General features: G+C 38.5%; 26 protein-coding genes and 1 pseudogene. 3 read left to right on the forward strand and 24 right to left on the reverse strand.

Annotated elements, in window-relative coordinates; all coding sequences use genetic code 11:
* Window positions 1-16: 16 nt before the first annotated feature.
* The 7 genes from prfB to HCJ66_RS06065 form a co-directional block, all read right to left on the reverse strand.
* Window positions 17-1,118, reverse strand: a protein-coding gene (gene prfB, locus HCJ66_RS06035) for a peptide chain release factor 2 (protein ID WP_187132312.1) whose coding sequence is annotated in 2 segments (ribosomal slippage) — window positions 17-1,045 and window positions 1,047-1,118 — 1,101 coding nt in all. Because the reading frame shifts where the segments join, the coding sequence is not laid out codon by codon here.
* Between the two features lie 134 nt (window positions 1,119-1,252).
* Complete coding sequence (gene secA, locus HCJ66_RS06040; protein ID WP_187132313.1) at window positions 1,253-3,766, reverse strand: preprotein translocase subunit SecA; 2,514 nt, start codon at window positions 3,764-3,766, stop codon at window positions 1,253-1,255.
* A gap of 328 nt (window positions 3,767-4,094) precedes the next feature.
* Window positions 4,095-4,658: a ribosome hibernation-promoting factor, HPF/YfiA family gene (gene hpf / locus HCJ66_RS06045; RefSeq protein ID WP_187132314.1), complete on the reverse strand. Its 564-nt coding sequence runs from the start codon at window positions 4,656-4,658 to the stop codon at window positions 4,095-4,097.
* A 215-nt stretch (window positions 4,659-4,873) separates the two neighbouring features.
* Window positions 4,874-5,497 (reverse strand): ComF family protein, encoded by a 624-nt coding sequence (locus tag HCJ66_RS06050; protein WP_187132315.1) that lies wholly within the window; start codon window positions 5,495-5,497, stop codon window positions 4,874-4,876.
* 55 nt (window positions 5,498-5,552) lie between these two features.
* Window positions 5,553-6,896, reverse strand: a complete 1,344-nt coding sequence (locus HCJ66_RS06055; RefSeq protein ID WP_187132316.1) for an ATP-dependent helicase ComFA — start codon at window positions 6,894-6,896, stop codon at window positions 5,553-5,555.
* A 231-nt stretch (window positions 6,897-7,127) separates the two neighbouring features.
* Window positions 7,128-7,979, reverse strand: a complete 852-nt coding sequence (locus HCJ66_RS06060) for a DegV family protein (RefSeq protein ID WP_187132317.1) — start codon at window positions 7,977-7,979, stop codon at window positions 7,128-7,130.
* A 24-nt stretch (window positions 7,980-8,003) separates the two neighbouring features.
* Window positions 8,004-8,690: a response regulator transcription factor gene (locus HCJ66_RS06065; protein ID WP_036087343.1), complete on the reverse strand. Its 687-nt coding sequence runs from the start codon at window positions 8,688-8,690 to the stop codon at window positions 8,004-8,006.
* A 406-nt stretch (window positions 8,691-9,096) separates the two neighbouring features.
* Here HCJ66_RS06065 and HCJ66_RS06070 point away from each other — a divergent pair, with 406 nt between their 5' ends.
* The 3 genes from HCJ66_RS06070 to HCJ66_RS06080 all read left to right on the forward strand — a co-directional run bounded on the left by HCJ66_RS06070 (window position 9,097) and on the right by HCJ66_RS06080 (window position 11,565).
* Window positions 9,097-9,732, forward strand: a complete 636-nt coding sequence (locus HCJ66_RS06070; protein ID WP_187132318.1) for a YigZ family protein — start codon at window positions 9,097-9,099, stop codon at window positions 9,730-9,732.
* Window positions 9,733-10,275 (forward strand): GNAT family N-acetyltransferase, encoded by a 543-nt coding sequence (locus HCJ66_RS06075; protein ID WP_187132319.1) that lies wholly within the window; start codon window positions 9,733-9,735, stop codon window positions 10,273-10,275.
* A 249-nt stretch (window positions 10,276-10,524) separates the two neighbouring features.
* A complete protein-coding gene (locus HCJ66_RS06080) occupies window positions 10,525-11,565 on the forward strand; it encodes an LCP family protein (RefSeq protein ID WP_187132320.1) in 1,041 nt (346 codons plus the stop codon).
* A gap of 54 nt (window positions 11,566-11,619) precedes the next feature.
* On the opposite strand, the gene HCJ66_RS06085 is transcribed toward HCJ66_RS06080, so the two are convergent.
* From HCJ66_RS06085 to atpE, 17 genes and pseudogenes are all read right to left on the reverse strand, one after another.
* Window positions 11,620-12,657 (reverse strand): glycosyltransferase family 4 protein, encoded by a 1,038-nt coding sequence (locus HCJ66_RS06085; protein WP_425489623.1) that lies wholly within the window; start codon window positions 12,655-12,657, stop codon window positions 11,620-11,622.
* A 22-nt stretch (window positions 12,658-12,679) separates the two neighbouring features.
* Window positions 12,680-13,805 (reverse strand): annotated as a pseudogene (gene menC / locus HCJ66_RS06090) (o-succinylbenzoate synthase).
* Window positions 13,806-13,811: 6 nt separating this feature from the next.
* Window positions 13,812-14,543, reverse strand: a complete 732-nt coding sequence (locus tag HCJ66_RS06095; RefSeq protein ID WP_187132323.1) for a WecB/TagA/CpsF family glycosyltransferase — start codon at window positions 14,541-14,543, stop codon at window positions 13,812-13,814.
* A 163-nt stretch (window positions 14,544-14,706) separates the two neighbouring features.
* Complete coding sequence (locus HCJ66_RS06100) at window positions 14,707-15,525, reverse strand: LysM peptidoglycan-binding and 3D domain-containing protein (protein WP_187132324.1); 819 nt, start codon at window positions 15,523-15,525, stop codon at window positions 14,707-14,709.
* Between the two features lie 399 nt (window positions 15,526-15,924).
* Complete coding sequence (locus HCJ66_RS06105; RefSeq protein ID WP_187132325.1) at window positions 15,925-16,293, reverse strand: single-stranded DNA-binding protein; 369 nt, start codon at window positions 16,291-16,293, stop codon at window positions 15,925-15,927.
* Window positions 16,294-16,577: 284 nt separating this feature from the next.
* A complete protein-coding gene (gene fabZ / locus HCJ66_RS06110; RefSeq protein ID WP_187132326.1) occupies window positions 16,578-17,009 on the reverse strand; it encodes a 3-hydroxyacyl-ACP dehydratase FabZ in 432 nt (143 codons plus the stop codon).
* Window positions 16,996-17,457 (reverse strand): GNAT family N-acetyltransferase, encoded by a 462-nt coding sequence (locus tag HCJ66_RS06115; protein WP_187132327.1) that lies wholly within the window; start codon window positions 17,455-17,457, stop codon window positions 16,996-16,998. Before HCJ66_RS06115 ends, fabZ begins: the two co-directional genes overlap by 14 nt.
* A 20-nt stretch (window positions 17,458-17,477) precedes the next feature.
* Window positions 17,478-18,473: a rod shape-determining protein gene (mreB, locus tag HCJ66_RS06120; protein WP_181677944.1), complete on the reverse strand. Its 996-nt coding sequence runs from the start codon at window positions 18,471-18,473 to the stop codon at window positions 17,478-17,480.
* A gap of 167 nt (window positions 18,474-18,640) precedes the next feature.
* The gene (murA, locus tag HCJ66_RS06125; protein WP_187132328.1) at window positions 18,641-19,930 is read right to left on the reverse strand and encodes a UDP-N-acetylglucosamine 1-carboxyvinyltransferase; all 1,290 of its coding nucleotides are present in this window, start codon (window positions 19,928-19,930) and stop codon (window positions 18,641-18,643) included.
* 181 nt (window positions 19,931-20,111) lie between these two features.
* The gene (locus HCJ66_RS06130; protein WP_181677946.1) at window positions 20,112-20,351 is read right to left on the reverse strand and encodes a DUF1146 family protein; all 240 of its coding nucleotides are present in this window, start codon (window positions 20,349-20,351) and stop codon (window positions 20,112-20,114) included.
* 157 nt (window positions 20,352-20,508) lie between these two features.
* Window positions 20,509-20,913 (reverse strand): F0F1 ATP synthase subunit epsilon, encoded by a 405-nt coding sequence (locus HCJ66_RS06135; RefSeq protein WP_181677947.1) that lies wholly within the window; start codon window positions 20,911-20,913, stop codon window positions 20,509-20,511.
* Between the two features lie 21 nt (window positions 20,914-20,934).
* On the reverse strand, window positions 20,935-22,353 hold the full coding sequence (atpD, locus tag HCJ66_RS06140; protein ID WP_181677948.1) for a F0F1 ATP synthase subunit beta: 1,419 nt from the start codon (window positions 22,351-22,353) through the stop codon (window positions 20,935-20,937).
* Between the two features lie 65 nt (window positions 22,354-22,418).
* A complete protein-coding gene (locus HCJ66_RS06145) occupies window positions 22,419-23,282 on the reverse strand; it encodes a F0F1 ATP synthase subunit gamma (protein WP_187132329.1) in 864 nt (287 codons plus the stop codon).
* 42 nt (window positions 23,283-23,324) lie between these two features.
* Window positions 23,325-24,836, reverse strand: a complete 1,512-nt coding sequence (gene atpA, locus HCJ66_RS06150; RefSeq protein WP_187132330.1) for a F0F1 ATP synthase subunit alpha — start codon at window positions 24,834-24,836, stop codon at window positions 23,325-23,327.
* 28 nt (window positions 24,837-24,864) lie between these two features.
* The gene (locus tag HCJ66_RS06155; RefSeq protein WP_187132331.1) at window positions 24,865-25,404 is read right to left on the reverse strand and encodes a F0F1 ATP synthase subunit delta; all 540 of its coding nucleotides are present in this window, start codon (window positions 25,402-25,404) and stop codon (window positions 24,865-24,867) included.
* Entirely contained in the window at window positions 25,401-25,937 is a 537-nt protein-coding gene (atpF, locus tag HCJ66_RS06160; RefSeq protein ID WP_222717419.1) for a F0F1 ATP synthase subunit B, read from the reverse strand. Before atpF ends, HCJ66_RS06155 begins: the two co-directional genes overlap by 4 nt.
* Window positions 25,938-26,010: 73 nt before the next feature.
* Entirely contained in the window at window positions 26,011-26,229 is a 219-nt protein-coding gene (gene atpE, locus HCJ66_RS06165) for a F0F1 ATP synthase subunit C (RefSeq protein ID WP_036059642.1), read from the reverse strand.
* Window positions 26,230-26,279 lie beyond the last annotated feature (50 nt).

Raw genomic sequence — 26,279 nt, forward strand, 5'->3', positions numbered from 1 at the left:
CTTTCATCTCTTCACCTTAATCGATCCGCGAGCGCAGATAACCATTGATAAATTCATCAATATCGCCATCCATCACCGCTTGTGTATTTCCTGTTTCAACGCTTGTACGGTGGTCTTTCACCATCGAATATGGATGGAATACGTAAGATCGTATTTGGCTTCCCCAGCCTATTTCCTTTTGTTCCCCGCGAAGTTCAGCAAGCTCTTTCTCTTTCTCCTCTTGCTCTTTTTGATACAATTTCGCTTTTAACATTTTCATTGCTTGATCACGATTTTTCAACTGCGAACGCTCGGATTGGCATGTGACAACAATTCCAGATGGGATATGTGTCATTCGAACGGCTGAATCGGTCGTGTTAATATGCTGACCACCTGCACCGGTTGCGCGATACGTATCAATTTTTAAATCCTCTGGGCGAACTTCGATTTCAATATCATCATCCATTTCTGGCATTACATCACATGATACGAAAGATGTGTGGCGACGTCCTGAAGAATCAAATGGTGAAATACGGACGAGACGGTGAACGCCTTTTTCCGCTTTTAAGTAGCCATATGCGTTATGTCCTTTAATGAGCAATGTGACACTTTTGATTCCCGCTTCATCCCCTGCTTGGTAATCCAACATCTCGACTTTGAAATCCTTCTTATCAGCCCAGCGTTGGTACATGCGCAGTAACATCGATCCCCAATCTTGTGACTCCGTTCCACCAGCTCCTGGGTGCAGTTCTAAAATCGCGTTATTTTTATCGTAAGGCTCGCTTAACATTAATTTCAATTCGAAATCGGTTAACTTTGCCACAAATTTCTCTAATTCTGTTTCTAATTCTGTTTGCAGCTCTTCATCTGCCTCTTCACGTAACAGTTCCAAGCTAAGTTCTAGGTTTTCTTGCTCTTCCTCCAACTCATGAAACGCATTGTACGTCTCTTTGTAACCATTCGCCTCATTGATGACTTTCTGCGCCGCTTGTTGGTCATTCCAAAATTCTGGATCCAACATTTGATCCTCTAACTCAGCAATTCGAACTTCTATGCTATCTAAGTCAAAGAGACCCCCTAAAGTCTTTGATTTGTTGGGTTGTCTTTTCTAGTTCATTGCGAATTTCAGCTAATTCCATTCTCAACACCTCTTTTTCAATTTTCATGCATAAAATAATGCACCTTTAATAATATAGCATACTTGACCGGAAACTGCGATTAGTATAGCGATTCCAAACAAAAAACCAGGAATTTTCCTGGTTTTTGCTCCTTACTATTTCTCTTTTCCGTGACAATTCTTATACTTTTCGCCACTTCCACAAGGACACGGATCATTACGCCCAATGTGTTGATCTTTGTGGACAGGTTGTTTCTTAGCAAGTGGTTTGCCTTCATTCGGGTCAATAGCATCACCCTTAGCCACTTGTTCACGTTCAAGATTTTGACGAATTTCAGCTTTCATAATGTAACGTGCTACTTCTTCATCGATAGAATTAATCATCGCTTCAAACATTTCGAAGCCTTCAGATTGATATTCACGTAACGGATCAATTTGACCATACGCACGTAAATGAATACCATCACGTAAATGATCCATTGCATCAATATGATCTACCCATTTCGTATCCACTACACGCAGCAATACTACTTTTTGGAACTCATTAAATTCTTCTTCTGGAAGCAATGTTTCTTTTTCATTATAAGCTTCATTCACTTTTTCTAAAATGAATTTTTGAATATCGCTAGTTTCCATATTTTTAATGTCATCTACACTGATTACGTCTTCCTGTAGCAAGTTAGCTTCCACGAAATCGATAATTCCTTGTAAATTCCATTCTTCGCGATCTTCTTGTCTTGGTGCATTGGATTGAACCACAAAATTCACGACGTTTTGAATCATTGGTTCGATAACAGAGCGTAAATTATTCTCAGCGGTAATAACTGCATAACGCTGTTTATAAATAACTTCACGTTGCTGACGTAGAACATCATCGTATTGCAGTACTTGTTTACGTGAATCAAAGTTATTTCCTTCGACACGTTTTTGAGCAGATTCAACAGCACGACTAACCATTTTACTTTGAATAGCTTCGTCGTCCATTCCAAATCGTTCCATCATTGATTTCATGTTATCTGAACCGAAACGTTTCATCAATTCATCTTCCATCGAAAGATAGAATTGTGTCACACCTGGGTCACCTTGACGACCTGCACGACCACGCAACTGATTATCAATACGTCTTGATTCATGGCGTTCTGTACCGATAACAGCTAAACCACCAGCTTCAATTGTACCTTCACCGAGTTTAATATCCGTACCACGACCAGCCATATTCGTTGCAATCGTTACAGAGCCTTTTTCCCCAGCAAACTGGATAATTTCAGCTTCTTTTTCATGTTGTTTCGCATTCAAAACACTATGTGGTACACCTTTGCGTTTTAATTTATGGGAGATAACCTCAGACGTTTCGATTGCTACTGTACCAACTAGTACTGGTTGTCCATTCGCATAACGTTCTGCAATATCTTCTACCACGGCATTAAATTTCGCATCAATCGATGTGTAGATTAAATCGGCTCGGTCATCACGAATGATTGGCTTGTTCGTTGGAATTTCGATAACACGCATATTATAAATATCACGGAATTCTTCTTCTTCCGTTTTAGCCGTACCTGTCATACCAGATAACTTCTTATACATACGGAAATAGTTCTGGAACGTAATAGTCGCCATTGTTTGTGACTCATTTTGGATTGTAACGCCTTCTTTAGCTTCAAGCGCTTGGTGCAAGCCTTCACTGAAACGACGACCTTTCATAATACGACCAGTAAATTGGTCTACAATTAGTACTTCGTCATCTTGCACAACATAGTCAACATCAAGATGCATTGTATAGTTAGCTTTCAAAGCTTGTGCAATATGATGTAGCAAAGTGGAGCTTTCTATGTCAAATAAATTCTCGACGTCGAAATACTTCTCACCTTTTGTCATACCTTCTTCGGTCATATACACTGATTTCGTCTTGATATCAACCGTGTAGTCTTTCTCCACTGTCAATGTTTCAACGAATGAATTAGCACGAACGTATAGAATAGTCGATTTCTCTGCTTGACCAGAAATAATCAATGGTGTTCTTGCTTCATCGACAAGGATAGAATCGACCTCATCAATGACAGCATAAGAAAGCGGGCGCTGAACCATTTGCTCTTTATAAACAACCATGTTATCACGCAAGTAGTCAAAGCCTAATTCATTATTCGTACTATACGTAATATCCGCAGCATATGCTTCACGTTTTTCTTCGCTGGAAAGGACATTCAGATTAAGTCCAACTGATAAACCAAGGAAATTATATAGAACTCCCATCTCTTCAGCATCACGTTGCGACAAGTACTCATTGACTGTAACAACATGAACACCATTGCCTGAGAGCGCATTTAAATAAACTGGTAGCGTTGCTGTCAAAGTTTTACCTTCCCCGGTTCTCATCTCTGCGATATTACCTTCGTGTAGCACAATACCACCCATTAATTGAACACGGAACGGGAACATGCCTAATGCACGCTTTGCTCCTTCACGCGCCACAGCAAAAGCCTCAACCAAAAGGGAATCCAGTGTTTCCCCATTCTGATATCGCTCTTTAAACGCTTCTGTTTTCTCACGTATCTCATCATCAGAAAGCTTTGCTGTTTCTTCTGCTAGCGCCTCAATCTGATCTGCTTTCTTCTCTAGATACTTGACATCTTTTTTACCAGATTCAAATATCTTTTTTAATAAACCTGCCATGATCTTATTCTCCTCTACTGTTTCTATACTTTCCCTGAAGTTCAAATCGTTGCGTTCTTCCCATTTTCTGACGCAACTGCCTTATCACAGGCACACTAGACAATTCTATCATCTTTCGCCTGCCTTTTACAACCTGTTTTCCTGTGAACATTTCGACGCATTTCCCTTGATTCTGTATAAAAGCCTAAGCTATGCGCTTTATTTAAATAAAAAATATCTTCTCAAGCTCATTTTTTCGTCATTCACTTTTTTATTTCTGATTGGGTATTGACAACAAAAGCCGAGATCCCCTTGTTTTGGATCCCGGCTTTTTAGAAGACAATCTAAGTTAATTGGTTTCAATCAAACCGTATTTACCATCTTTACGACGATACACGATGTTTGTCCCGTCTGACTCCGCATCTGTGTATACAAAGAAACTATGACCTAATAAATTCATTTGGAGTACAGCTTCCTCACTATCCATTGGTTTCAAAGAAAATTCCTTTGTACGAACAATGTCTAGCTCACTGTCATTCTCAAACTCATCTGATGCAGCGCTACCGTTTGCTTCAGAAAAAGCAAAGTAATCATGCTCAGCACCTTTATCACGGAATTTACGATTTACTTTTGTTTTATGTTTACGAATCTGTCTCTCTAATTTGTCTACAATTAAATCAATACTTGCATATAAATCCCCGCTCGTTTCTTCAGCACGTAGCACTAAATTTTTGAGAGGAATGGTCACTTCGACCTTTGCATTTTTATCGGAATAAACTTTAAGATTCACATGGACATTAGCATCTGGAGCCTCGCTGAAATAGCGCTCTAATTTGTCGATTTTCTTTTCAACATACTCTCTAATTGGCTCCGTTACTTCAATGTTTTCGCCACGAATGTTATACTTTAACATAGCAATTCCTCCTTTGAAATAAAACAAATCATACTTTACAAGAAGTGAATGACTTCTTAGATACAGTCTACGTTATAATGTAGTATTTTGCAAACATTTACACGGAGCAAAATTACTATATTCCAACCGTTTACATAGTCTGTAAGTATGATGCTGTTACTCTATTCATTCCACAAATCCTCAAATACAAACCTAAAATGATTGAAAATTTCGCTTTAACGGAAAATAGTGAGCGACGATACGCTTTTAGCACCCGCTTTTATAAGTGCTTCTGCCGCTAAATGTAATGTCGCCCCTGTTGTATAGATGTCATCAATCAATACTATTTCTTTGGATTGCACAGCTATTTTATTTTCTACAAAAAAGAATTGTTCCTGCTCAATTCTTTCCTTACGTGTTTTTTTAGATTGCTTCTCAGTATGCTCCCTTCTCAGCTCCGTCTCAAATGAAATATCAGCTAAGTGAAGGAGCCCTTCCGTTTGATTGAATCCCCGCTCTTTTCTTCGCTCTAAACTAATTGGAAGCGGTATCGTCATATCTTTATCCATTTCCATCCACTTTCTTTTTAAAGGAGTTGCAAAGACTGCGGCAATCGCATAATCTCCTCTATATTTATAAAGTGTCATTAAATCCTTAGCAAATTCATTATACGCGTAACAAGCTATATTTTTTTGTAAGTAGCCTTGCCTCTCTTTTACTGCCCATTTTTGGCAATCTTCACAGACTATTGCTTTATCGGAGCCTTCCATCTGCCTGCCACACTTACCACAGACAACACCTTCAATTCGGCTCAACTTAGATGCACATCTAACACAAATCACACGTTCCTTTTCTAGCATAAATAAACTACCCCAAGAAATTTCTGATACCAATTCAGCTCTACATAGCAAGCATTTACTTTTCATCTAATAATCCCTGGCGAATTCCTAGTTGATTCATCATTTTGATTTGTGCAATCGCTAACGCCATATTTTTAGATACACCGTTATGAAAAAATAATACGTCTCCTCGAGGATAATCAAATTTCCGTCCAGCGCGACCAGATATTTGGACAAGTGCTGATTCTGTGAAAATTCTTCCTTCACTTCCAAAAACTCCTACCTGTACATTTGTAAAGGTTACCCCTCGTTCAAGAATTGTCGTTGTTAGTAATAATTTAATAGTACCGTCGCGCATCTGCTGTACCTTTTCTTTCCTTTCTGGATCAGCAGAATGTACTGTCAAAAGCGGCTCAAAATCTAGTTGTTCAAGAATGCCCGCTGCTTCTAACATAACTTTTATTTCTGGAAAAAATAATAGAACAGGACATCCCTCGTCCAGCTTCTGTCGCATCCAGTGGAGTATTTTGCTAGGTATTTTTTGTTTTTGTATTCTTTTTTTCCAATTACCTATCCATATTTTCTGAGGAACAGGGAGCGATTTTCTATGGTATCTTGCTGGAACTTTGACAAAATTACGCTTGCCATTATCACATTCTTTTTGCCATTTTCTATCTGGAGTTGCTGTGATAAAAATGGAACACCCCGTACGCAATTGTGCCTTTTTAACAGCGTACTCCAAAAACGGATCTTTAGCATATGGAAAGGCATCCACCTCATCTATGAAAACAACATCAAATGCTTCATAAAATCTCACTAACTGATGGGTCGTGGCTACTACAAAGCGTTCGCCATTGTAGACATCTGTTGAATCCCCATATAAACAAACCATCTCCACATCTGGAAATACTTCTTGTAGTCGTGGAAATAGCTCCAAACAGACATCTACTCTGGGTGACGCAACGCATAAACGCCCACCATGAATTAGCACTTCATTCATTCCTTCAAACATCATTTCTGTCTTTCCAGATCCTGCGACAGCCCATAAAAGCAAGTCTTCTCTCTCCGTTACAGCCTGATATACTTTGTCAGATGCCACGCTTTGACCTGGGGATAACTCTCCTTTCCAAGCCAAGTAAGTACTCTTCTGATGCGGAACGCTAGTCACACTCGGTAAAAAGAAAAGATTAGTGCATTCTGTCATTTTCCCCATTATAATACAATTCCTGCAGTACCAACATTCTTCACTATCACACTGACTACAAGGGGATTTAAAAAATAGCTCTTCTAGATTATTTCCACATCTAAAACACATTTTCTTACTGTCATTGATTTGAATCGCTTTAACTTGTTGCATATCAGTAGTATCAAGAATTTCCTCTTTTAAAAACAACCGTCCCTCTATTTTACTTTGCAACATCCTCACCTCGTACATCCATTTATACACGAAAGAAAAAAGAATTGCCAATGGCTAATTTTAGATTCTCAGCCCCCATTATGTCTTTATCGATGCATGTATCATAGCAATATTTACTTTTTTATCTGGTTTTCAAACTTTTTGTGACCGATTTGGACTTTTTTATGCTTTTTATTTTTTCTTACTCATAAGCTATACTAAAAAAAACCTCCTAAATTAGGAGGCTGAAAATATTTATTTTATTGTCCACACGAGAGCTAACGAGCCTTCACCGAGATGCGTTGCAATAACTGGTCCAAAATAACTAATATGAAAAACTACATCAGGATGAGCCTTTTTTAACTCAACTCTCCAAGTCTCTGCTTTTTCATAACAGTTGCCATGAACAATATACGCCTGCTGTGCTTGACCATTTTTTATAGCCTCTGTTAAAAGACCTTCAATTCTACGGAAAGCTTTTTTCTGCGTTCTAATTTTTTCAAAAAGAACGATCTTTGTCTCTTCGAAATGAAGGATTGGCTTAATTTGGAGGACACTTCCAATCATCGCTTGGGCATTGGAAAGTCTACCTCCTCTTGCAAGGTGATTTAAGTCATCCACGATAAAATAGGCACCCATAGCATCACGCATGGCATCTAATTGTCTCAAAACCGCGCCTAGTTCAGCTTTTGTAGCGACCAATTCTGCTGCTTTCTCTACCAGCATTCCCATAGCCATACAAGCTATTTCTGAATCGTAGGCAACAACATGAACACCCTCCACCATTTTTCCGGCAGATACGGCATTTTGATACGTACCACTGATACCACTGCTCAAATGAATGCTAATTACTGTATCATAGCCCTTATCACGTAGTTTTTCATATAGCAGAACAAAGTCACCAGGCGCTGGTTGTGAAGTTGTCGGAAAAGATTTTGCCGCCTTCACAATACCGTAAAAATTGCTTTCATCAATATCCTTGTTCTCCACATAAGACTTTCCGTCAATTGTCACAGAAAGCGCCACGCTATAAATCTCAAACTTATCGATTACTGCTTGGGGTAAATAAGCAGTACTGTCAGTCACGATGGCAATTTTCTCCCCCATAAAGTCACCTCAAATTTAACGATTTTATCTAATGAATACCCAGCCATTTTTGATTGCGGTCACAACAGCTTGCGTACGATCATTTACTTTCATTTTTTGTAAAATACTACTCACATGATTCTTGACAGTTTTCTCACTGATGAAAAGTGTTTCTCCAATACCACGATTACTCTTCCCGTCCGTCAAAAGTTGCAAAACTTCACATTCTCTGTGTGTGAGAATATGTAATGGCATCTTGACTTCTGGCTGCTGGTAACCATAAGCACCTTGCGCATTATTGGTACTAGCTAGATGACGGTACTCACGAACTAATTTAATAGCAGCTTTCGGATGAATATATGCGCCACCATCTTCTACTGTCTTAATAGCATCTACAAGATCCTTAGCATCCATTTCTTTAAGTAGATAACCTACTGCTCCTGCACGCAGAGCTTCTGTAACAAATTCATCTGTATCATGGATAGTCAAAACAACTACTTTTATACTTGGAAATTGTCTCACTAGCATTTCTGTAGCATCAAGACCATTCACAGTGGGCATATTTATATCCATAAGTACGATGTCAGGTCGATATTCGCGCACCTTAGCAACAATATTTTTTCCATTTTCGGCTTCTGCAACTACTTCAAATGAATCTTCTAGTTCCAGTATACGTTTTATACCTTCACGAAATAATTGATGATCGTCTACAATCATGATTTTTACAGTCATAATGAGAAATCCTCCTTCAAAATTCTTATTTTTATATTCGTTCCCATTTTTATCCCTTTAGTAGCTCTAAAGGCTACTCATTAATCTATCGACTATATTCCTATAGCGTTTTCTGTATCATTTCATGCTTTTCTAGAAGGCATTGTCCTTTAATTATTTGGATTTACTAAGCATTTTCTAAATAATGAAAGAGAGATTATCACTTGATATATTTCAAGTCTCCCATAAAAATGCCTAGACGATAGAAATTTTATCTATCAAAAGTAACAACGACATTCATTATACCATGAATTTGCTACCACTTCATCTTTCAAATACGACCCAAATGCATTTTCTAACTATACAGGTCTCCTTTTTTCCGTTAGAATGTGGAATAAGACGATTAAATTAACTATTGGAGGCCTATATGCTAGAAAAATATTTAACAATTAAGGTAGCTGGGCAACATGAAATAATTATTGAAAAATCTAGGTTTATTTGCTCTATTATTAGAGCTACAGACGAAAAAACCGCGCAAGAATTTATTCTCAATATCAAGAAAAAAAACTGGAATGCTAGTCATAATTGTTCTGCCTATCTGATTGGCGAGCGTGATCAATACCAAAAAGCAAATGATGACGGTGAGCCTAGCGGTACAGCTGGTGTTCCAATGCTTGAAGTTTTGAAGAAAAAGCAATTGAAGGATGTCGCTGTTGTTGTAACAAGATATTTCGGTGGTGTCAAACTGGGAGCTGGCGGTCTTGTACGTGCATACAGCAATGCAGTCAGCGAAACGTGTAATACTTTAGGCGTTGTCGAGCGCTCGCTTGCCGTCATCATCTCATGCACACTTGATTACTCATCCCACGCAAAATTTGAAAATGCATTGGATAAACAAGGCTACCAAATTGCAGATACTGCATTCACCGATAAAGTTGTTCTTGACGTATATGTTGACAGCAGTCATGTTGATTTATTTCAAGAGTGGGCTACAAACTTAACGAATGGGCAAGTTAAAATGCTTGAAACTGGGAAAAAATATCGTGAAAAGGATATGAGGTAAATGTTAGTAGATATATTACGAAGAATACCCGCTGAATTCGAAACGGCACGTACACAAAATAGGATGATGAATTGCAATGATGCGGCGCAAATGCTACACGTTTGGTCAGACCCTGATGTAACGCGCTTCATGAATATTGAAACATTTAGCACAATAGATCAAGCGCGTGAGATTATCTTGGCCATACTTCAAGAAGAAACAGCCAATAGGTTTGTTATTATCGACAAAATCGACGGTGAACTGATTGGTTCTTTCGGTATCAATGAGTTGTACCAAGACACAATGACTGCTGAAATTGGATATGAATTAAAAAAAAGCTATTGGGGATTGGGTATTATGTCCGAGGTGCTCCAAGCATTTATGCAGATAATTGAAGCAACAAGCCACATCCTTGCCTTCACAGCCAAAGTAGACCCAGAGAACCAAGCTTCCATAAAACTCTTAAAAAAGCTAGGATTCAACTACGATAAAACGGTAACAGAATTGGATATGAATACAAAATCGCTAAAAAATGTAAAACAATATTATCGTGGAATAATTTAACTGGATTGCCATTACATACGACTTATTTTGCTCTATTTTTGATGATTTTAATGTTCTTTTATCACTCACTTATGTATAATAGAAAAAGCACCTTTGTTTTTGCAATGTTCTTTATCATAACTTTAAACCAAACGTAAGTATACTGTAACAAAACAAATTTCCTATCATGGTACAATTACATCTATTGCACAAGCAAATAATTTACTTCGGGTTTTAGCTAGAAATTTAATTATAAGGAGAAAATAATTCATGCCTATAAACAAAAGCCCAGCTCCAAGAAGCGCGAAGTATAAACGCCGCCGATTGGTACTTTTTTCAGTCCTGGTTCCATTGATGCTAATCGTACTTGCGTGTGCTGGATATGCTACATATTTGTTCAGTTCGGCAAAGCTTGCTGTAGATAATTCCTATGATAATGTACGTAGTGGAGAGGCCTCATCGCTACGCAATAAAGATGTTGATCCAATTAAAGACAGCTTTTCCTTTCTAATTATCGGCGTAGATGACAGTACAAAACGACAAGCAAATAACGGCGGAAGCCCTCGTAGTGATGCACTCATTTTAGCAACACTAAACGTAAAAGATAATAAGCTTGAGATGACAAGTATCCCGCGTGATTCTTATGTCCATATAGAAAGTAAAGACGGTAAAACTGACAGGTACACAAAAATAAACGCTGCCCATGCATACGGTGGCCCTGAGCTAACTATGAAAACAGTAGAAGATTTGTTCCAAGTTCCTGTTGATTACTATGTTCGTTTTAATTTCGATGCATTCCTAGAAATAGTTGATGCGCTTGATGGTGTTGAAGTCGATGTTCCCGTTGATTTCACAGAGCAGAACTCAAAAGACCAAGCAGGAACTATTACACTGAAAAAAGGAAAACAAAAGCTCGATGGAGAACAAGCATTAGCACTTTCTAGAACACGCCATATCGATAATGACATCGAACGCGGCAAGCGGCAACAACTCGTTATGAAAGCTATCATTGATAAATCAACCTCTATTGGTTCTATAAACAAATACTCAGATGTTATTAAAGCCGTTGGAGATAATATGAAGACCAATATGACTTTTTCACAGATGCTTTCCATTGCTAAATATGGTATGACTAATGATATTGACATGAAATCTCTCGCACTAACAGGATCCGATTCGCCACAAGATGGTGTCTATTATTACCAATTAGATGAAAACTCTGTGCAAAGTGTTGCCAATGAGTTTGCTGGACAGCTTCAAGGTGTTAATAAGCCATTTCCTAATGCAATGCCGTACAGTGAAGATAATTAAATAGTCAAAGGCGCTAAGTATCAGAGAAATTTCTCTAGCCTTAGCGCCTTTTTATTATGGTCTTTTTCTTCTTACTTTTGATAGTATATTTAAGATTGGGCGATAATTTTCTCCAATCAAACCGATAAACTCTACAATTATTTCTATACATAATGCCAATAATAATAATAAAATAACGGCTCCCCATGTCGTTGAAAAGGAGAATACGAAACCTGTTATTGAAAATAAAATAGCCATACAATAAATCAGTAATACTGTTTGTCTCTGTGAAAAACCTAAAGCCATAAGTCTATGATGAATATGCGATCTATCAGCCATCGAAATTGGAGTTCGGGCTTTTAGTCTTCTTATAATGGCAAAAAAAGTATCAGAAAGCGGCACACCTAAAATAATTAAAGGCACCAATATGGAGATAAACGTCACATTTTTAAAGCCCATTAATGATAATACTGCAATCATATACCCCAAAAACAAAGAGCCTGTATCCCCCATAAAGATAGTTGCTGGTGGAAAATTATAAACGAGAAAGGCAAGAATACAAGCAATCAACATAAAGGCCACTGGCGCTACAAACACGTCTTGGAGCAACAATGCCATCCCCGCAATCGTTAGTAAAGCAATGATTGAGACTCCTCCAGCCAGACCATCTAATCCATCAATAAGATTTAACGCATTAACAATCGCAACAATCCAAATAAGTGTAATCGGTATTGCCCAAGCGCCAAAGTATAGTGGACCTATGAATGGGATATTGATAAATTCAATAGTTATCTGCCCCCACAACACCACACAAAGTGCAGCACTGATTTGCCCCACAAGTTTCCATCTAGGTGATAATTCAATAATGTCATCGATAAATCCAGTTGCGACAATAATCACTGCACCTATGTACACTGGTAAAAAACCACTTTTATCGACATTTATCAGTAACATACCTGCAGTAAATGCCAAAAATATAGCAAGTCCACCCAAAGTTGGTGTGATTTTTGTATGAATATGCCGTTCACGAGGCTCATCAACTGCATTGATATAAAAAGCAAATTTGCGAACTAACGGGATAATCAAAATTCCAATTAGAAAACAAATAATCATAATCCATATTTGCAAATTAATTTCAGCTCCATCCTTCAGTTTAAAACGATATATTCTCGTCTTTTACAGTAGAAATTTAGACTTTCTTTGTCTATTTCCACACCTATTCCCAACCCCGCTGGAGTCGTTATTTTCCCATTTTTAATACTAAATTCCTCTTTGATAATGTCCCTTTCAAAATAACGATTAGAAGCTGATATATCTCCTGGGAAAGTAAATTCTGTTCGAGAAGCTAATGCAATATTATGCGCACGACCAATGCCCGCTTCGAACATACCGCCGCACCAAGCAATCATATCATTTCCATAGCAAAATGCAGCTATTTTGATGGCTTCAGTTAGACCGCCAACACGTGCTATTTTGACATTAATCGCTCTAGCGCTATTTAATTCCGCAGCTTGCTTTACATCCGCTAAAGAACGAATATTTTCATCTAGACAAATAGGCGTTTGCATTTGCTTTTGCAACCACGCGTGATTCACAAAATCTGTCACCCCAAAAGGTTGTTCTATCATGGCTAAGTTATATTGATCCAACTTTTTCAGTGCAGCAATATCTGATTTACCGTATGCTGAATTAGCATCTACCATTAATGATAATTCTGGAAAATTTCGTCTGATTTGTTCCACATGTTCCACATCAAAGCCAGGCTTAATCTTAAGCTTTACTCGTGAATACCCCTCACTAACATATCTCGATACAACTTGCACTAGCTCATCCGGTGTTTCTTTGATACCGATACTAATGCCAACAGAAATATCACTTAGTTTACCGCCTAAGTAAGTTGTCAACGGTTGCGTCGCCATTCTTGAAAAAATATCCCAAACAGCCGTTTCAACAGCAGCCTTCGCCATCTCATTTCCTCGGATAACTTGAAAAACTTCACTAACCTGGTGGGGATTTGTAAGATTTATATTCTTAAGCATAGGCAGTAAGTGATCTTTAATAATCAAACTTGCTGTATGAGTCGTTTCTTCCGTGTACCAAGGAGTAGAAAATGCATCAAGTTCACCATAGCCCTCTAAGCCGTCGTTTGAGACGATTTTAATGATGCATAGGTGTTTATCCTTCATAACGCCATAACTAGTCTTAAAAGGCTCTTTTAGAGGCATGACAAGGTGATATAGAGTAGCATGCTTGATAAACATATAAAATCACCCTTGCCTTCTTTGCTTTTTCATCGCTAACATAAAACGAGGGATAGCCAACGCACGTTTCCAGCGGCTCGGTTGTGACAAGATACGATACAACCATTCTAAATTAAACTTCACCCAAAAACTAGGAGCACGTTTTGTACACCCAGAAAGAACATCAAAGCTACCACCAACGCCCATAAATACGCCCTTTTCAAACTTTTCTAAGTAGGCTGATATCCATTTTTCTTGCCGAGGAAATCCAAGAGCTAAAAATACAAAATCCGCTTGACTCCTTAAAATATCCTCCGCTATTGCTTCTGATTCAAAAGCAGCAAAATAACCATCACGTGCCCCTACAATTTCAATATTGCTATACTTTACATTAACGTGTTCAACTAACTTTTCTATAACATTTGGTTTAGCACCAATAAAATATACTCTCAGCTTCATTTCATTTGCTTTTTCAAGAAGTCCTAACATTGTATCATATCCTGTTACTCGTCCCTTAAGCGGCTTCCCAATACTCTTTGCGGCCTTAACCACTCCGATACCATCTGCAACAATGTAATCCGCTTGCCGAATCACTTGGTTAAATTCCAAATCTTGTTGTGCATGCATCACTATCTCAGGGTTGGCTGTCACAATAAACTTACGCTTTTTATTCACAGCAGCGTCCATTAATTCATCTACAAAAGCATTCTGAGAAACATTATAAAATGGAATACCTAGAATCTCAACCGTCCTTTTCATATGTTCACTCCTATATTTCTCATATCTCTAAGTTTATCATAAATATCTGATTCTTCCTATGCTAAAATTATATATTCTCTCATCATTTCATTATGTAACTAAGACAACAACATAAAAAATTCGCAATTGATATAATATCAACCGCGAATTTTTTAACGTCTTATTAGTTTAGGATTTGAACTTTTACAGTTTTAACGCCCCAATTATAACAAGCTTGTACACTATCTAAATGTACATCAATTTTATTACCTTTGATTGCTCCACCAGTATCAGCAGCGATAGCTTCTCCGTATCCTTCCACATAGACTCTAGATCCTAGTGGAATAACAGATGGATCGACAGCGATAACTCTTGGATTATCATTTAAATCAATACCGGATGCTGTCACATGCCCCATTCCTGGCTCTGCTTTACTGTATGCTGTTGCAGTCACTGTTACTGTTTTTGCAACACTTTTAGATGAGCTTTTATTCGAACTTTGCGTTTGCTTACTTGGTGTATTAGTTTTTGCCTCTTGTTTCTGTGTAGTTTCTTCTTGAACTACTGGTGTTTCTGATTTAGTTTCTTGCTTCGGCGCTTCTGAATCAGAAGTTGTAACCTCTGATTGCGTACTACCGATATTTAAAGTTTCACCCGCAATAATTAAATCAGATGATAGAGAATTCCAAGATTTTAATTGGCCAACGGTAACTTTATAATTCTGAGCAATCTTACTTAGTGTATCACCCGGTACGATTTTATATGTACCTGTAGGGGTCGTGGATGTTTTGGCAGTTGCAACTTCTAATTTCTGATTTGGATAAATAACATTTGAACTTAAATTGTTATCGCGTTTCAATTGATCTATGGAGATGTTATTTTCATTTGAAATTTTCCATAGTGAGTCTCCTGATTGCACCTTGTATTCTGCCGCACTAACCTGAGTTGTTCCAATTCCAGCCAGGACTATACCTGCTGCAATAGTAGCTACTGTTTTCTTCATGTAATAATTACCTCCTTGATAACTTCGAGAATAATCGTATCATATGGGAGAATGCATTGGGTTACTAAACCATTAAGGCTACGTAACACAGCTCTTGAAATCGCCCCTTCATGCGTAATATTTGTCAATAAACTATTTTGAATGAATTTTCTTTCTTATTAGGCGAAAGCATCTGTATCTAGAAAACGTAAGCCCCAGTAATATCTATGCACATCACAGCTTGTTTCAAAATAGTTAATTAATAGAAATTGTCCATACCAATATATGATTTTTGGTACATTTATACATTTCTAAAATAGTAAAAATACGATGAAATTCATCAAAAATAGTAGCCTTTTAAGACTAATTTTTTAATATCCACGTATAATATAACAGGAGATTACAATTATTATCTGCGTTTTAATTGCTTTCTTCTACCACCACTTCAATATCGTCTACTTTCTGCTCCTTATTTTTACTCAAAAAACGTATCTTATCTACCAATACTTCAGTAACGTATACCTTCTTTTCTTCTCTGTTAACATAATTTCTAGTCTGTAACTCTCCATTTATCCCGACTAAAGTTCCTTTCCGGCAATACTCCGCTGTATTCTCTGCTTGTTTTCCCCATATTACACAAGGAATAAAATCAGCCTCATTATCTAGTCTACTACCTCTCCCAAATCGATTTAAAGCTACGGTAACATTCACAACCGCCTTTTCTTCTGATGTAAAACGCATTTCTGGATCCTCAGTCAATCTGCCAACTAGCGTTACCTGATTAATCATATTATCACTCTTTTCTTTTTTAGTCCCACTAGCATACCTCCCAACCTCCTATCTGTAAAATCCATAAAAAAATTTTTTCTGTACTTTGACACAGCTAAAAATAGGTTTTTCTTTTAGACGAAAAACAGAAACTCTCTCTCCAAACCATACTCAAAAAAAGAAATTCAAAGTTAAGATATATTTTACTGCTCTTTATTTCGTAGCTATAGTCTGCTATTCTATAACTCAGCCTATCGATAACTCCATAGAAAAAACCGCAATGCAATATCGCGGCTTATCTTCTCTTATTTAACTACATCTGTTAAAGCAAACATTATATCTGCCTCACAAACTAGTTCTCCTTCAACTGTTGCTCTCACATGCGCTTTAGCAATAGACCCACGTAAGCGAAGAATCTCAGCTTCTAAACGTAATTGGTCCCCAGGAATAACCTGACGCTTGAATCTACATCCATCAATACCTGCAAATAAGCCAATTTTCCCTTCATTACCTGCTACTTGCATCATAGCAATTCCACTTGCCTGAGCCAAAGCCTCTACAATTAGGACTCCTGGCATAACAGGATAGTCCGGGAAATGTCCATTAAAAAACTCTTCATTCGCTGTAACGTTTTTAATTGCTACTACTTTCTTATTTTCTAGCTCTATTACTCTATCCACCAATAAAAATGGGTAGCGATGCGGTAATATCTTTTTAATTTCACTAATATCTAACATTATATACCTCCGAACAATTGTACATGAAGATTAATTCACCCTTTGAATCTACTTCATTTGTATTAAAAAAACCATGTCTTTCATAAAATATTCTAGCGTATGTGTTTTCTGGCGTAAAGCTTAATAATATTTTTTTGATTTTAAATTGAGTCTGTAGATGTTCCAATAAGTAAACTAAAAAACTGTGACCGAATCCTTGCCCTTGATATCTTTCATCTATCATGAAACGATCTAACCAAACAGAATCGTTCTCATAACAACCGTACATCGCAAAGCCAACTAACGCTTCTTCAGAGTACAAGCCTAGCGGATACCAGCCAGCTGTATAATGCGACTCTATAATGGAGCAGGCATTTGATTCAATAAAGCTTACTTGGTTGGAATCTACGGTCAGATTAATAATATCTTCCCAATTTGACTGGTCAACAAGTTCTACTCTAAGAGACAAACCATCACCTCAATTTTTTTCTAAAGCAAGTTTTTCTTAGCACGTGACGTATTTTCCAAGAGTATTCCTGTTCCAATAGCAACTGCATCTAAAGGATTTTCAGCAAGCAAGACAGGGACCTTTAATTCTTCAGCTAGTAGTTCATCTAAGCCGTGTAGCAAAGCTCCTCCGCCCGTCATGATAATCCCACGATCAATAATGTCTGCTGAAAGCTCTGGTGGTGTTTGTTCTAATACTTGCTTTGCAGCTTGAACAATAACATGCACAGATTCTCTTAAAGCTAACTCAATTTCCTCACTGGTTACTGTTACAGTTTTAGGTAGACCAGTTACTAAATCTCGTCCTCGGATATCCATTGATTCTTTTCGTGCTCCGATTGAAGCAGTTGCAACATTAATTTTTAGTTCTTCAGATGTTCTCTCACCTATTAAAAGATTATACTGGCGCTTAATATATTGTAAAATGTCACCATCCAGTTGATTCCCTGCGAGTTTCACTGATTTACTAGTAACAATATCGCCCATGGATAGAACCGCAATATCTGTCGTACCGCCACCTATATCAATAACCATATTTCCGCTTGGTTGAAAAATATCCATACCTGCGCCGATTGCCGCTACTTTCGGCTCTTCTTCCATAAATACTTGTTTCCCACCACTTTGCTCCGCTGCTTGCCGTATAGCTTTTTGTTCTACGGAAGTTATATTCGTTGGACAACAAATTAAAACTCTTGGTTTAGAGAAGAATCCTTTTAAATCTAGCTTTTGTAGGAAAATACGTAGCATTTCTTGAACAATATCGAAATCAGCAATCACACCATCTTTCATAGGCTTAATTGCAGTTATATTTCCTGGAGTTCTTCCTACCATATTACGTGCTTCTGTACCTACCGCCAAAACTTCATTTGTAATGTTATTGATTGCTACAACAGATGGTTCATTTAATACAATACCCTTTCCTTTTACATGAATAAGAACATTTGCAGTACCCAAATCTATCCCAACATCTTTTGCCATAGTTTATAATGACCCCTTTCTGTGTTGTTTCATATGTATTGCCTCATACTACCTCTTTTGCATTATAGCATATTTCTTTTAACATATATATCTTTTCACTAGTTGTAAGTAAGAAAATATTTTTGACAAATAAAAAAACTAGATCAGTTACGACCTAGTCCGTTTATTTATTTCGTTGTTTCCTTTAAATTAACTTTTTCAGAATTCGGTACACGTTCAATATCCGCGCCTAAAGCTTTCAATTTAATGTGGAAATTATGATAGCCCCGGTCTAAATATTTAAGTTCAGTCACCTGTGTATATCCATCAGCAACTAAACCAGCTAGAACTAACGCTGCTGCTGCGCGCAAATCGGTTGCAGCTACTTCTGCACCTTGCAATTTAGCTGGGCCAGAAATGATAACAGAATGGCCTTCAATTTTCATATTTGCATTCATTCTGCGCATTTCTTCAACATGCATAAATCGATTTTCGAAAACCGTTTCTGTCATAACGCTTGTACCTGTGCTCAACATTTGAATAACCATCATTTGAGATTGCATATCTGTCGGGAACCCTGGATGAGGTAAGGTCTTCACATCAACAGCCTTCAGATTTTTAGGTCCAATAACTCGAACACCATTATTTTCTTCGACGATTTTAACACCCATCTCTTCTAGCTTTGCAATAAGCGAACTGATGTGTTCTGGTACCATATCTTCAATAAACACATTTCCTTCAGTAATTGCCGCTGCAATCATAAATGTACCAGCTTCAATTCGATCTGGAATGATAGAATGGTCTGTTGCAGTAAGCTCTTTAACACCCTCAATACGAATCACTTCTGTACCCGCACCAATAACTCGAGCACCCATTTGGTTTAAGAAATTAGCTAAATCAACAATTTCAGGCTCTCTTGCTACGTTCTCAATAACCGTTGTACCTTCAGCTAATGTAGCAGCCATCATAATATTTTGAGTTGCTCCTACACTTGGAAAATCCAAATATATTTTAGCTCCTACTAATTTTTCAGCCGTTGCTTCAATATAGCCATTTTCAATTCTTACATTGGCACCCATTGCCTCGAACCCTTTTAAATGTAAATCAACTGGGCGTGAACCTATAGCACAACCACCTGGTAGTGCTACACGCGCTGAACCTGTACGAGCTAGAAGTGGTCCCATAACGACGATAGAAGCACGCATCTTGCGAACATATTCAAACGGCGTATCTGATAAGATATCTCCTGTGGCATTAACAGTAACAACGTCATCTTCAAAAGATACATCTGCTTTTAGATATTTTAGTACTTCGTTAATTGTGTAGACATCAGATAGACGTGGTACATTTCTTAACGTGCTTGTTCCTTTGCTAGCTAATAAGGTAGCGGCTATAACAGGTAAAACAGCATTTTTGGCACCTTCTACTTTCACTGTTCCCTCTAATTTATTCCCACCACGGACAATAATTTTTTCCAAAACGAACCCCTCCGCGTATTAATTACTCTATTCATATTTGATATACATCACTTAAAATTAATCCTGAAATGTATTCTTATCTTTACTCATACTCTGAACATTTTACCATTAATGCTTACTACATTTCAACACTAATTTTAAAAGAGTTATATCAAGTTCGAACATGTATAAGCTTTTCCAATCAATTGCCGAATAAATTGCCTAGTTGCCTTGCTGAAATAAAGTAATCTAAAAAGAAATTACTAATTGTAACTCCTAAAGCTACAGCAATAATGAGATATAGCACTCTCGCTTGTATCACATGGTCGCGACGTATTAGCTTTTCAAAGTGGAGTGCTTGAAGTGCCCAAAAGGCAATAACAATGAAAAGTAAGTGTGAAACCATGACGATAATTGCTTGTTGTCCAATAACTGTATACATCTATTACCTCCAAAAATTTTATCAGCCTCTACCATTCTACCAGTATTTTCACTGAATAACAATTTTATATGCTTTGCTTCTTTATCTTTAGAGAATGTAGTAAATGAGCTTGGAGCTGTACCCATTCTAAAATGGTCAACTCCAAACTCATTCTGCCTCACTTTTTGTTGTAGGCGTGGATCCGATTTACTGCTTTTTGAAGAGCCACTTCCGCTTTTAATTCATCGACTTGTTTGCTCTTCGCCTCTCGTAGCTCATCTTCTGCACGCTGTCTAGCAGCTTCTGCACGAACGATATCGATCTCTTCTTCTCGTTCAGCTGTGTCTGCCAATATATTCACTTCTTCACCATTTACTTCCATAAATCCACCATTTACTGCAACCCACTCTTCTTTGCCATCATGCTTTAAACGCACCACATCAATTTTGAGAGGGGCTACTAAAGGAACATGGCCAGGTAAAATGCCTAATTCGCCGGCTTTTGTTCTTGCGATAACCATGCTCGCTTCACCGCTGAAAACAGGACCATCTGGAGTAACAATACTTACATTTAAAATGCCCATGTGTATCTCCTCCTGTTTTTATTAAACTTCAACGCCCATGCTTTTGGCTTTTTCGATAACTTCTTCAATGCGTCCCAATGAACGGAATGCATCTTCTGGAAGGTGATCGTATTTACCTGCAAGAATATCTTGGAAACCTTTTACCGTCTCTTTTACTGGTACATAAGAACCTTTTTGACCAGTAAATTGCTCGGCAACGTGGAAGTTTTGACTCAAGAAGAATTGTACGCGACGAGCACGTCCAACGGCTTGTTTATCTTCATCAGACAATTCATCCATACCTAGAATCGCAATGATATCTTGTAATTCTTTGTAGCGTTGTAATAATTGCTGTACTTGTGTTGCAACTTCATAATGATCTTCTCCAACAATATCCGGAGCAAGGGCACGTGACGTTGACGCAAGTGGATCTACCGCGGGGTAAATACCTTGTTCTGTTAATTTACGCTCCAAGTTCGTTGTTGCATCTAAATGGGCGAATGTTGTTGCTGGTGCTGGATCGGTATAATCATCGGCCGGAACATAGATTGCTTGGATAGATGTAACAGATCCAACGTTTGTGGATGTGATACGCTCTTGCAATTGTCCCATTTCAGTTGCCAATGTTGGTTGGTAACCTACAGCAGATGGCATACGACCTAGTAAGGCAGAAACCTCTGAACCAGCTTGTGTGAATCGGAAAATGTTATCGATGAATAGTAGCACATCTTGATGTTCAACATCACGGAAATATTCCGCAATTGTCAAACCAGTCAAGGCAACACGCATACGCGCACCTGGTGGCTCATTCATTTGTCCGAATACCATGGCTGTTTTTTCAATAACGCCTGAGTCTTTCATTTCAAAGTAAAGGTCATTACCTTCACGAGTACGTTCACCTACGCCGGCAAATACCGAAATACCACCATGTTCTTGGGCAATATTATGAATGAGCTCTTGAATAAGTACTGTTTTACCAACACCGGCACCACCGAACAAACCAATTTTACCGCCTTTAACGTAAGGGGCTAAAAGGTCTACTACTTTAATTCCTGTTTCCAAGATTTCAGTTGTAGTAGAAAGTTCATCAAATGTTGGTGCTAGACGGTGAATTTTATTGCGTTGAACGTCACTTGCGATCGGCTCATCTAAATCAATTGTTTCTCCAAGTACGTTGAACACACGTCCAAGAGTAATATTTCCAACTGGAACTGTGATTGGGCTTTCAGTGTCAATAACTGTCATGCCTCTTTGAACTCCGTCTGTTGAAGCCATCGCAATGGTACGAACGACATTGTCGCCTAAATGGATAGCTACTTCAAGCGTAAGTTCCACACTTTTTTCCTCTTCGGATAGTGCTTTATGTTCAACTTTAAGCGCGCTGTAGATTTCAGGTAAGTGATTATCGAACTTTACATCTACAACGGGACCCATAACTTGGATTATTCGTCCTTCAGTCATGCGATTTTCCTCCTCACTTGCTTTCCCTAATCGGGAACTTTAAAGGTGCGTGGACTCTCAAAATTTTATTCAAGAGCCGCTACGCCACCAATGATTTCTGTTATTTCTTGTGTAATCGCAGCTTGGCGAGCACGGTTATATTGTAATGATAGGTCGTCAATAATATCGGTTGCATTGTCAGTCGCGCTTCTCATGGCTGTCATACGAGCAGCATGTTCCGCGGCTTTAGCATCCAAAATAGCACCGAAAATCAAACTTTCAACATATTGCGGTAACAATACCTCTAAAATCTCACCTTCTGAAGGCTCAAATTCATATGTCGTCAAATCGTGTTCCACCTCATTTTCATGGAACTCTGTAAGTGGCAACAATTTTTCATTTTTTATAGATTGAGAAATTGAATTCACATGGTGGTTGTAGACGATGAATACTTCATCGAAAACGCCATCTTCGAACATTTGAACGGTATTGCGCGCAACATCTTTAATCTCAGCAAAGATTGGATGATCCGAAATACTTGGTACTTCCAAAACAACATTCATACTGCGGGCTTTAAAAAAGTCTGCACCAGCTCTTCCTAATGCGATAATTGCATATTCATCGCTTGAAGTATGCTTTTCTTGAATTTGTTTGTACACTTCTTTGATAGCATTACTGTTATAAGCGCCTGCCAGACCTTTATGCGAAGTGACTACGATATAGCCGGTTCTGTGGACTGCCCGTGTTACTAACATCGGATGGTCTGCACTGTTACCAGAAGCAACATGGGTTACAACATCTCGAATTTTTTCTACGTATGGAGCGTAGGCTCTTGCTTTTTCTTCTGCACGACCCAGTTTGGATGCAGAAACCATTTGCATAGCCTTTGTAATTTGACTGGTTTTCTTTGTAGAAGTGATTCGCTGCTTAATATCTATTAAAGATGCCAAAGATTTTCACCACCTTTGTTTCGTTTGTTAATCAAAAACTGTTTAGGCTTCTGAAGGAACAAATGTATTTTTAAATTCTTTAATCGCACTGTCTAACTCTGCTTCGTCTGGTAATGATTTCGTCGTACGAATCGTTTCCAATAATTCTGGACGATTATGGTCGAACCACGTATTCATTTCGCTTTCGAAACGCAACACATCTTTTACAGGAATATCATCCAAGAAGGAGTGAACTAATGTGTATAGAATCAGGACTTGTTTTTCAACTTTCAGTGGTTTGTGTAAATCTTGTTTCAGAACTTCTACTGTACGTTTACCACGTTCTAGCTTAGCGCGTGTTGCTGCGTCAAGATCAGATCCGAATTGTGAGAAAGATTCTAACTCACGATAAGATGCTAAATCTAGGCGAAGCGTTCCGGCAACTTTTTTCATGGCTTTGATTTGTGCTGATCCACCAACACGGGATACGGATAACCCGGCATTGATTGCGGGACGAACACCTGAGAAGAACAGATCAGATTGCAAGAAAATTTGACCATCTGTTATCGAGATAACGTTCGTAGGGATGTAAGCAGAGATATCTCCAGCTTGCGTTTCTACAAACGGTAGGGCTGTAATTGAACCGCCACCTAATGCGTCATTTAATTTTGCAGCACGTTCTAGTAAACGAGAATGCAAGTAGAATACATCCCCTGGATATGCTTCACGACCTGGAGGACGACGAAGTAGCAAGGAAAGTTCACGATAAGCAGCAGCTTGTTTTGATAAATCATCATAGATAATCAAAACGTGTTTGCCGTTATACATGAATTCTTCACCCATCGCAACACCAGCGTATGGAGCTAAGTATAGTAATGGGGCTGGTTGAGATGCGGATGCTGTTACAACGATTGTATAATCAAGCGCTCCGTGTTTACGTAATGTTTCAACTGCTGTACGGACTGTTGATTCTTTTTGACCAATGGCAACGTAGATACAAATCATGTCTTGGTCTGCTTGGTTTAGAATTGTATCGATAGCAACGGTTGTTTTACCAGTTTGGCGGTCACCGATGATTAGCTCACGTTGACCACGACCGATTGGCACTAGGGCATCGATAGCTTTAATTCCTGTTTGAAGTGGTTCATTAACGGATTGACGTTGCATAACGCCCGGTGCAATTGCTTCAATTGGGCGTGTGCCGCTCGATTCAATTGGGCCTAAACCGTCAACAGGTTGACCAAGTGCGTTGACAACACGACCGATAAGGCCTTCGCCAACTGGAACTTCCATGATTTTTCCTGTACGACGAACTTCATCACCTTCACGGATTTCAGTATAAGGTCCCAAAATAATGATACCAACATCATTGGTCTCTAAGTTTTGAGCCATACCCATAACGCCGTTTGAGAACTCGAGAAGCTCTCCAGCCATTGCGTTATCTAATCCGTGAGCACGCGCGATACCATCACCAATATAGGTAACTGTTCCAACATCGCTAACTTTTAGCTCCGATTGATAATTTTCAATTTGTTGCTTTATGAGAGAACTAATCTCTTCAGCTTTTATGCTCATCAAATTCACCCCTTGTTACACTGAAAGCCTACAATTTAATTTGTCGCTCCAGGTCTCTTAGTTTAGATTTTAGACTGCCGTCATAGATACGGTTTCCAATAACTACCCGTACGCCTCCAAGAAGGGACGGATCGATATGATTATGAATATTTAACTCGTTTTTAGCCATTTTTGCAGCGAACGCTTTGGATAATTCTGCTTCCTCTGCCTCTGAAAGCGGGATAACGGAATATACGTCTGCGTCGGCAATGCCACGAGCGTCTTTTACTTTTTGTAGATAGCGATCGATGATAGTTACTAGATAATCCTCGCGTCCACGGTCGATTAGCAGAAAAATGAAATCTTGTAATACTGGCGTTAAACCACTAAAGACAGTTGCGATCATATTTTTCTTAGCATCATCTGTGAGCGTTGGATTTTCGATTAGTGTAGCGAAATCAGAATTTTGTTCTATTGATTCCTTCACAACCGCGAGCTCCGCGTCGAACTGGTCGACCAATTGCTCATCTTTTGCAACTTCAAAAAGTGCTACGGCGTAACGATTCGCAACTTCGAAATCTTTGCTCATTTGTCATCGCCTAACTTTCCGATATACTCTTGTACAAGTGCGGTTTGTGCTTCTTCGTCCAAGTTCTTTTCAATAACTTTGGATGCGATTAAGACAGACAAGGAGCCGACTTGTTCACGAAGCGCTTTGATAGCATCTTCTTTTTCGCGAGTAATGTCGCTTTTGGCTTCTTCTTTAATGCGTTCACTTTCAGCGCGCGCAACTTTGATGATTTCTTCGCGTTCTTTTTCACCAAGTTGTTTAGCGTTCTCAATCATTGTTTGAGATTCCAAACGAGCTTGTTGAAGAACTTCTTTTTGTTCGGCTAACAGGGCTTCTGCTTGTACACGACTTTCTTCTGCAGAGTCGATTTCCGATGCGATATGCTCTTCACGGGCCTTCATGATATTCATCAAAGGTTTCCAAGCAAAGATTCGGATTAAGACTAACAAAATACAGAATGCTACGACGGTAAAAATAGAATCACCAGCTGTAAAAACGGCTGAACCTAGTGCAATATTAAATCCTAGCACGTTCGATTCACTCCTTTCCATACATTCGCTTTTTATCGTTTCATGTTTTTTGACACATAAAGGAATGGCGAGTGGGTCCCGCCACGTTTTCTAATTACTTATTCATTACCATGAACGCGATAACAACAGCGATGATTGGAAGGGCCTCAACCAAACCAACACCAATGAACATGATTGTTTGTAGCATAGAACGTGCTTCTGGTTGACGAGCAACACCTTCAACTGTTTTTGATACGATAAGACCGTTACCGATACCTGCTCCTAGAGCTCCTAAACCTACGGCGATTGCCGCTGCAATTGTACCTAATCCCATAATAAATATCCTCCTCGAATTATCTTCTAATTTATTTTTGTTTATAAAAA

It is taken from the genome of Paenilisteria portnoyi (assembly GCF_014322795.1).
GTDB lineage: Bacteria > Bacillota > Bacilli > Lactobacillales > Listeriaceae > Listeria_A > Listeria_A portnoyi.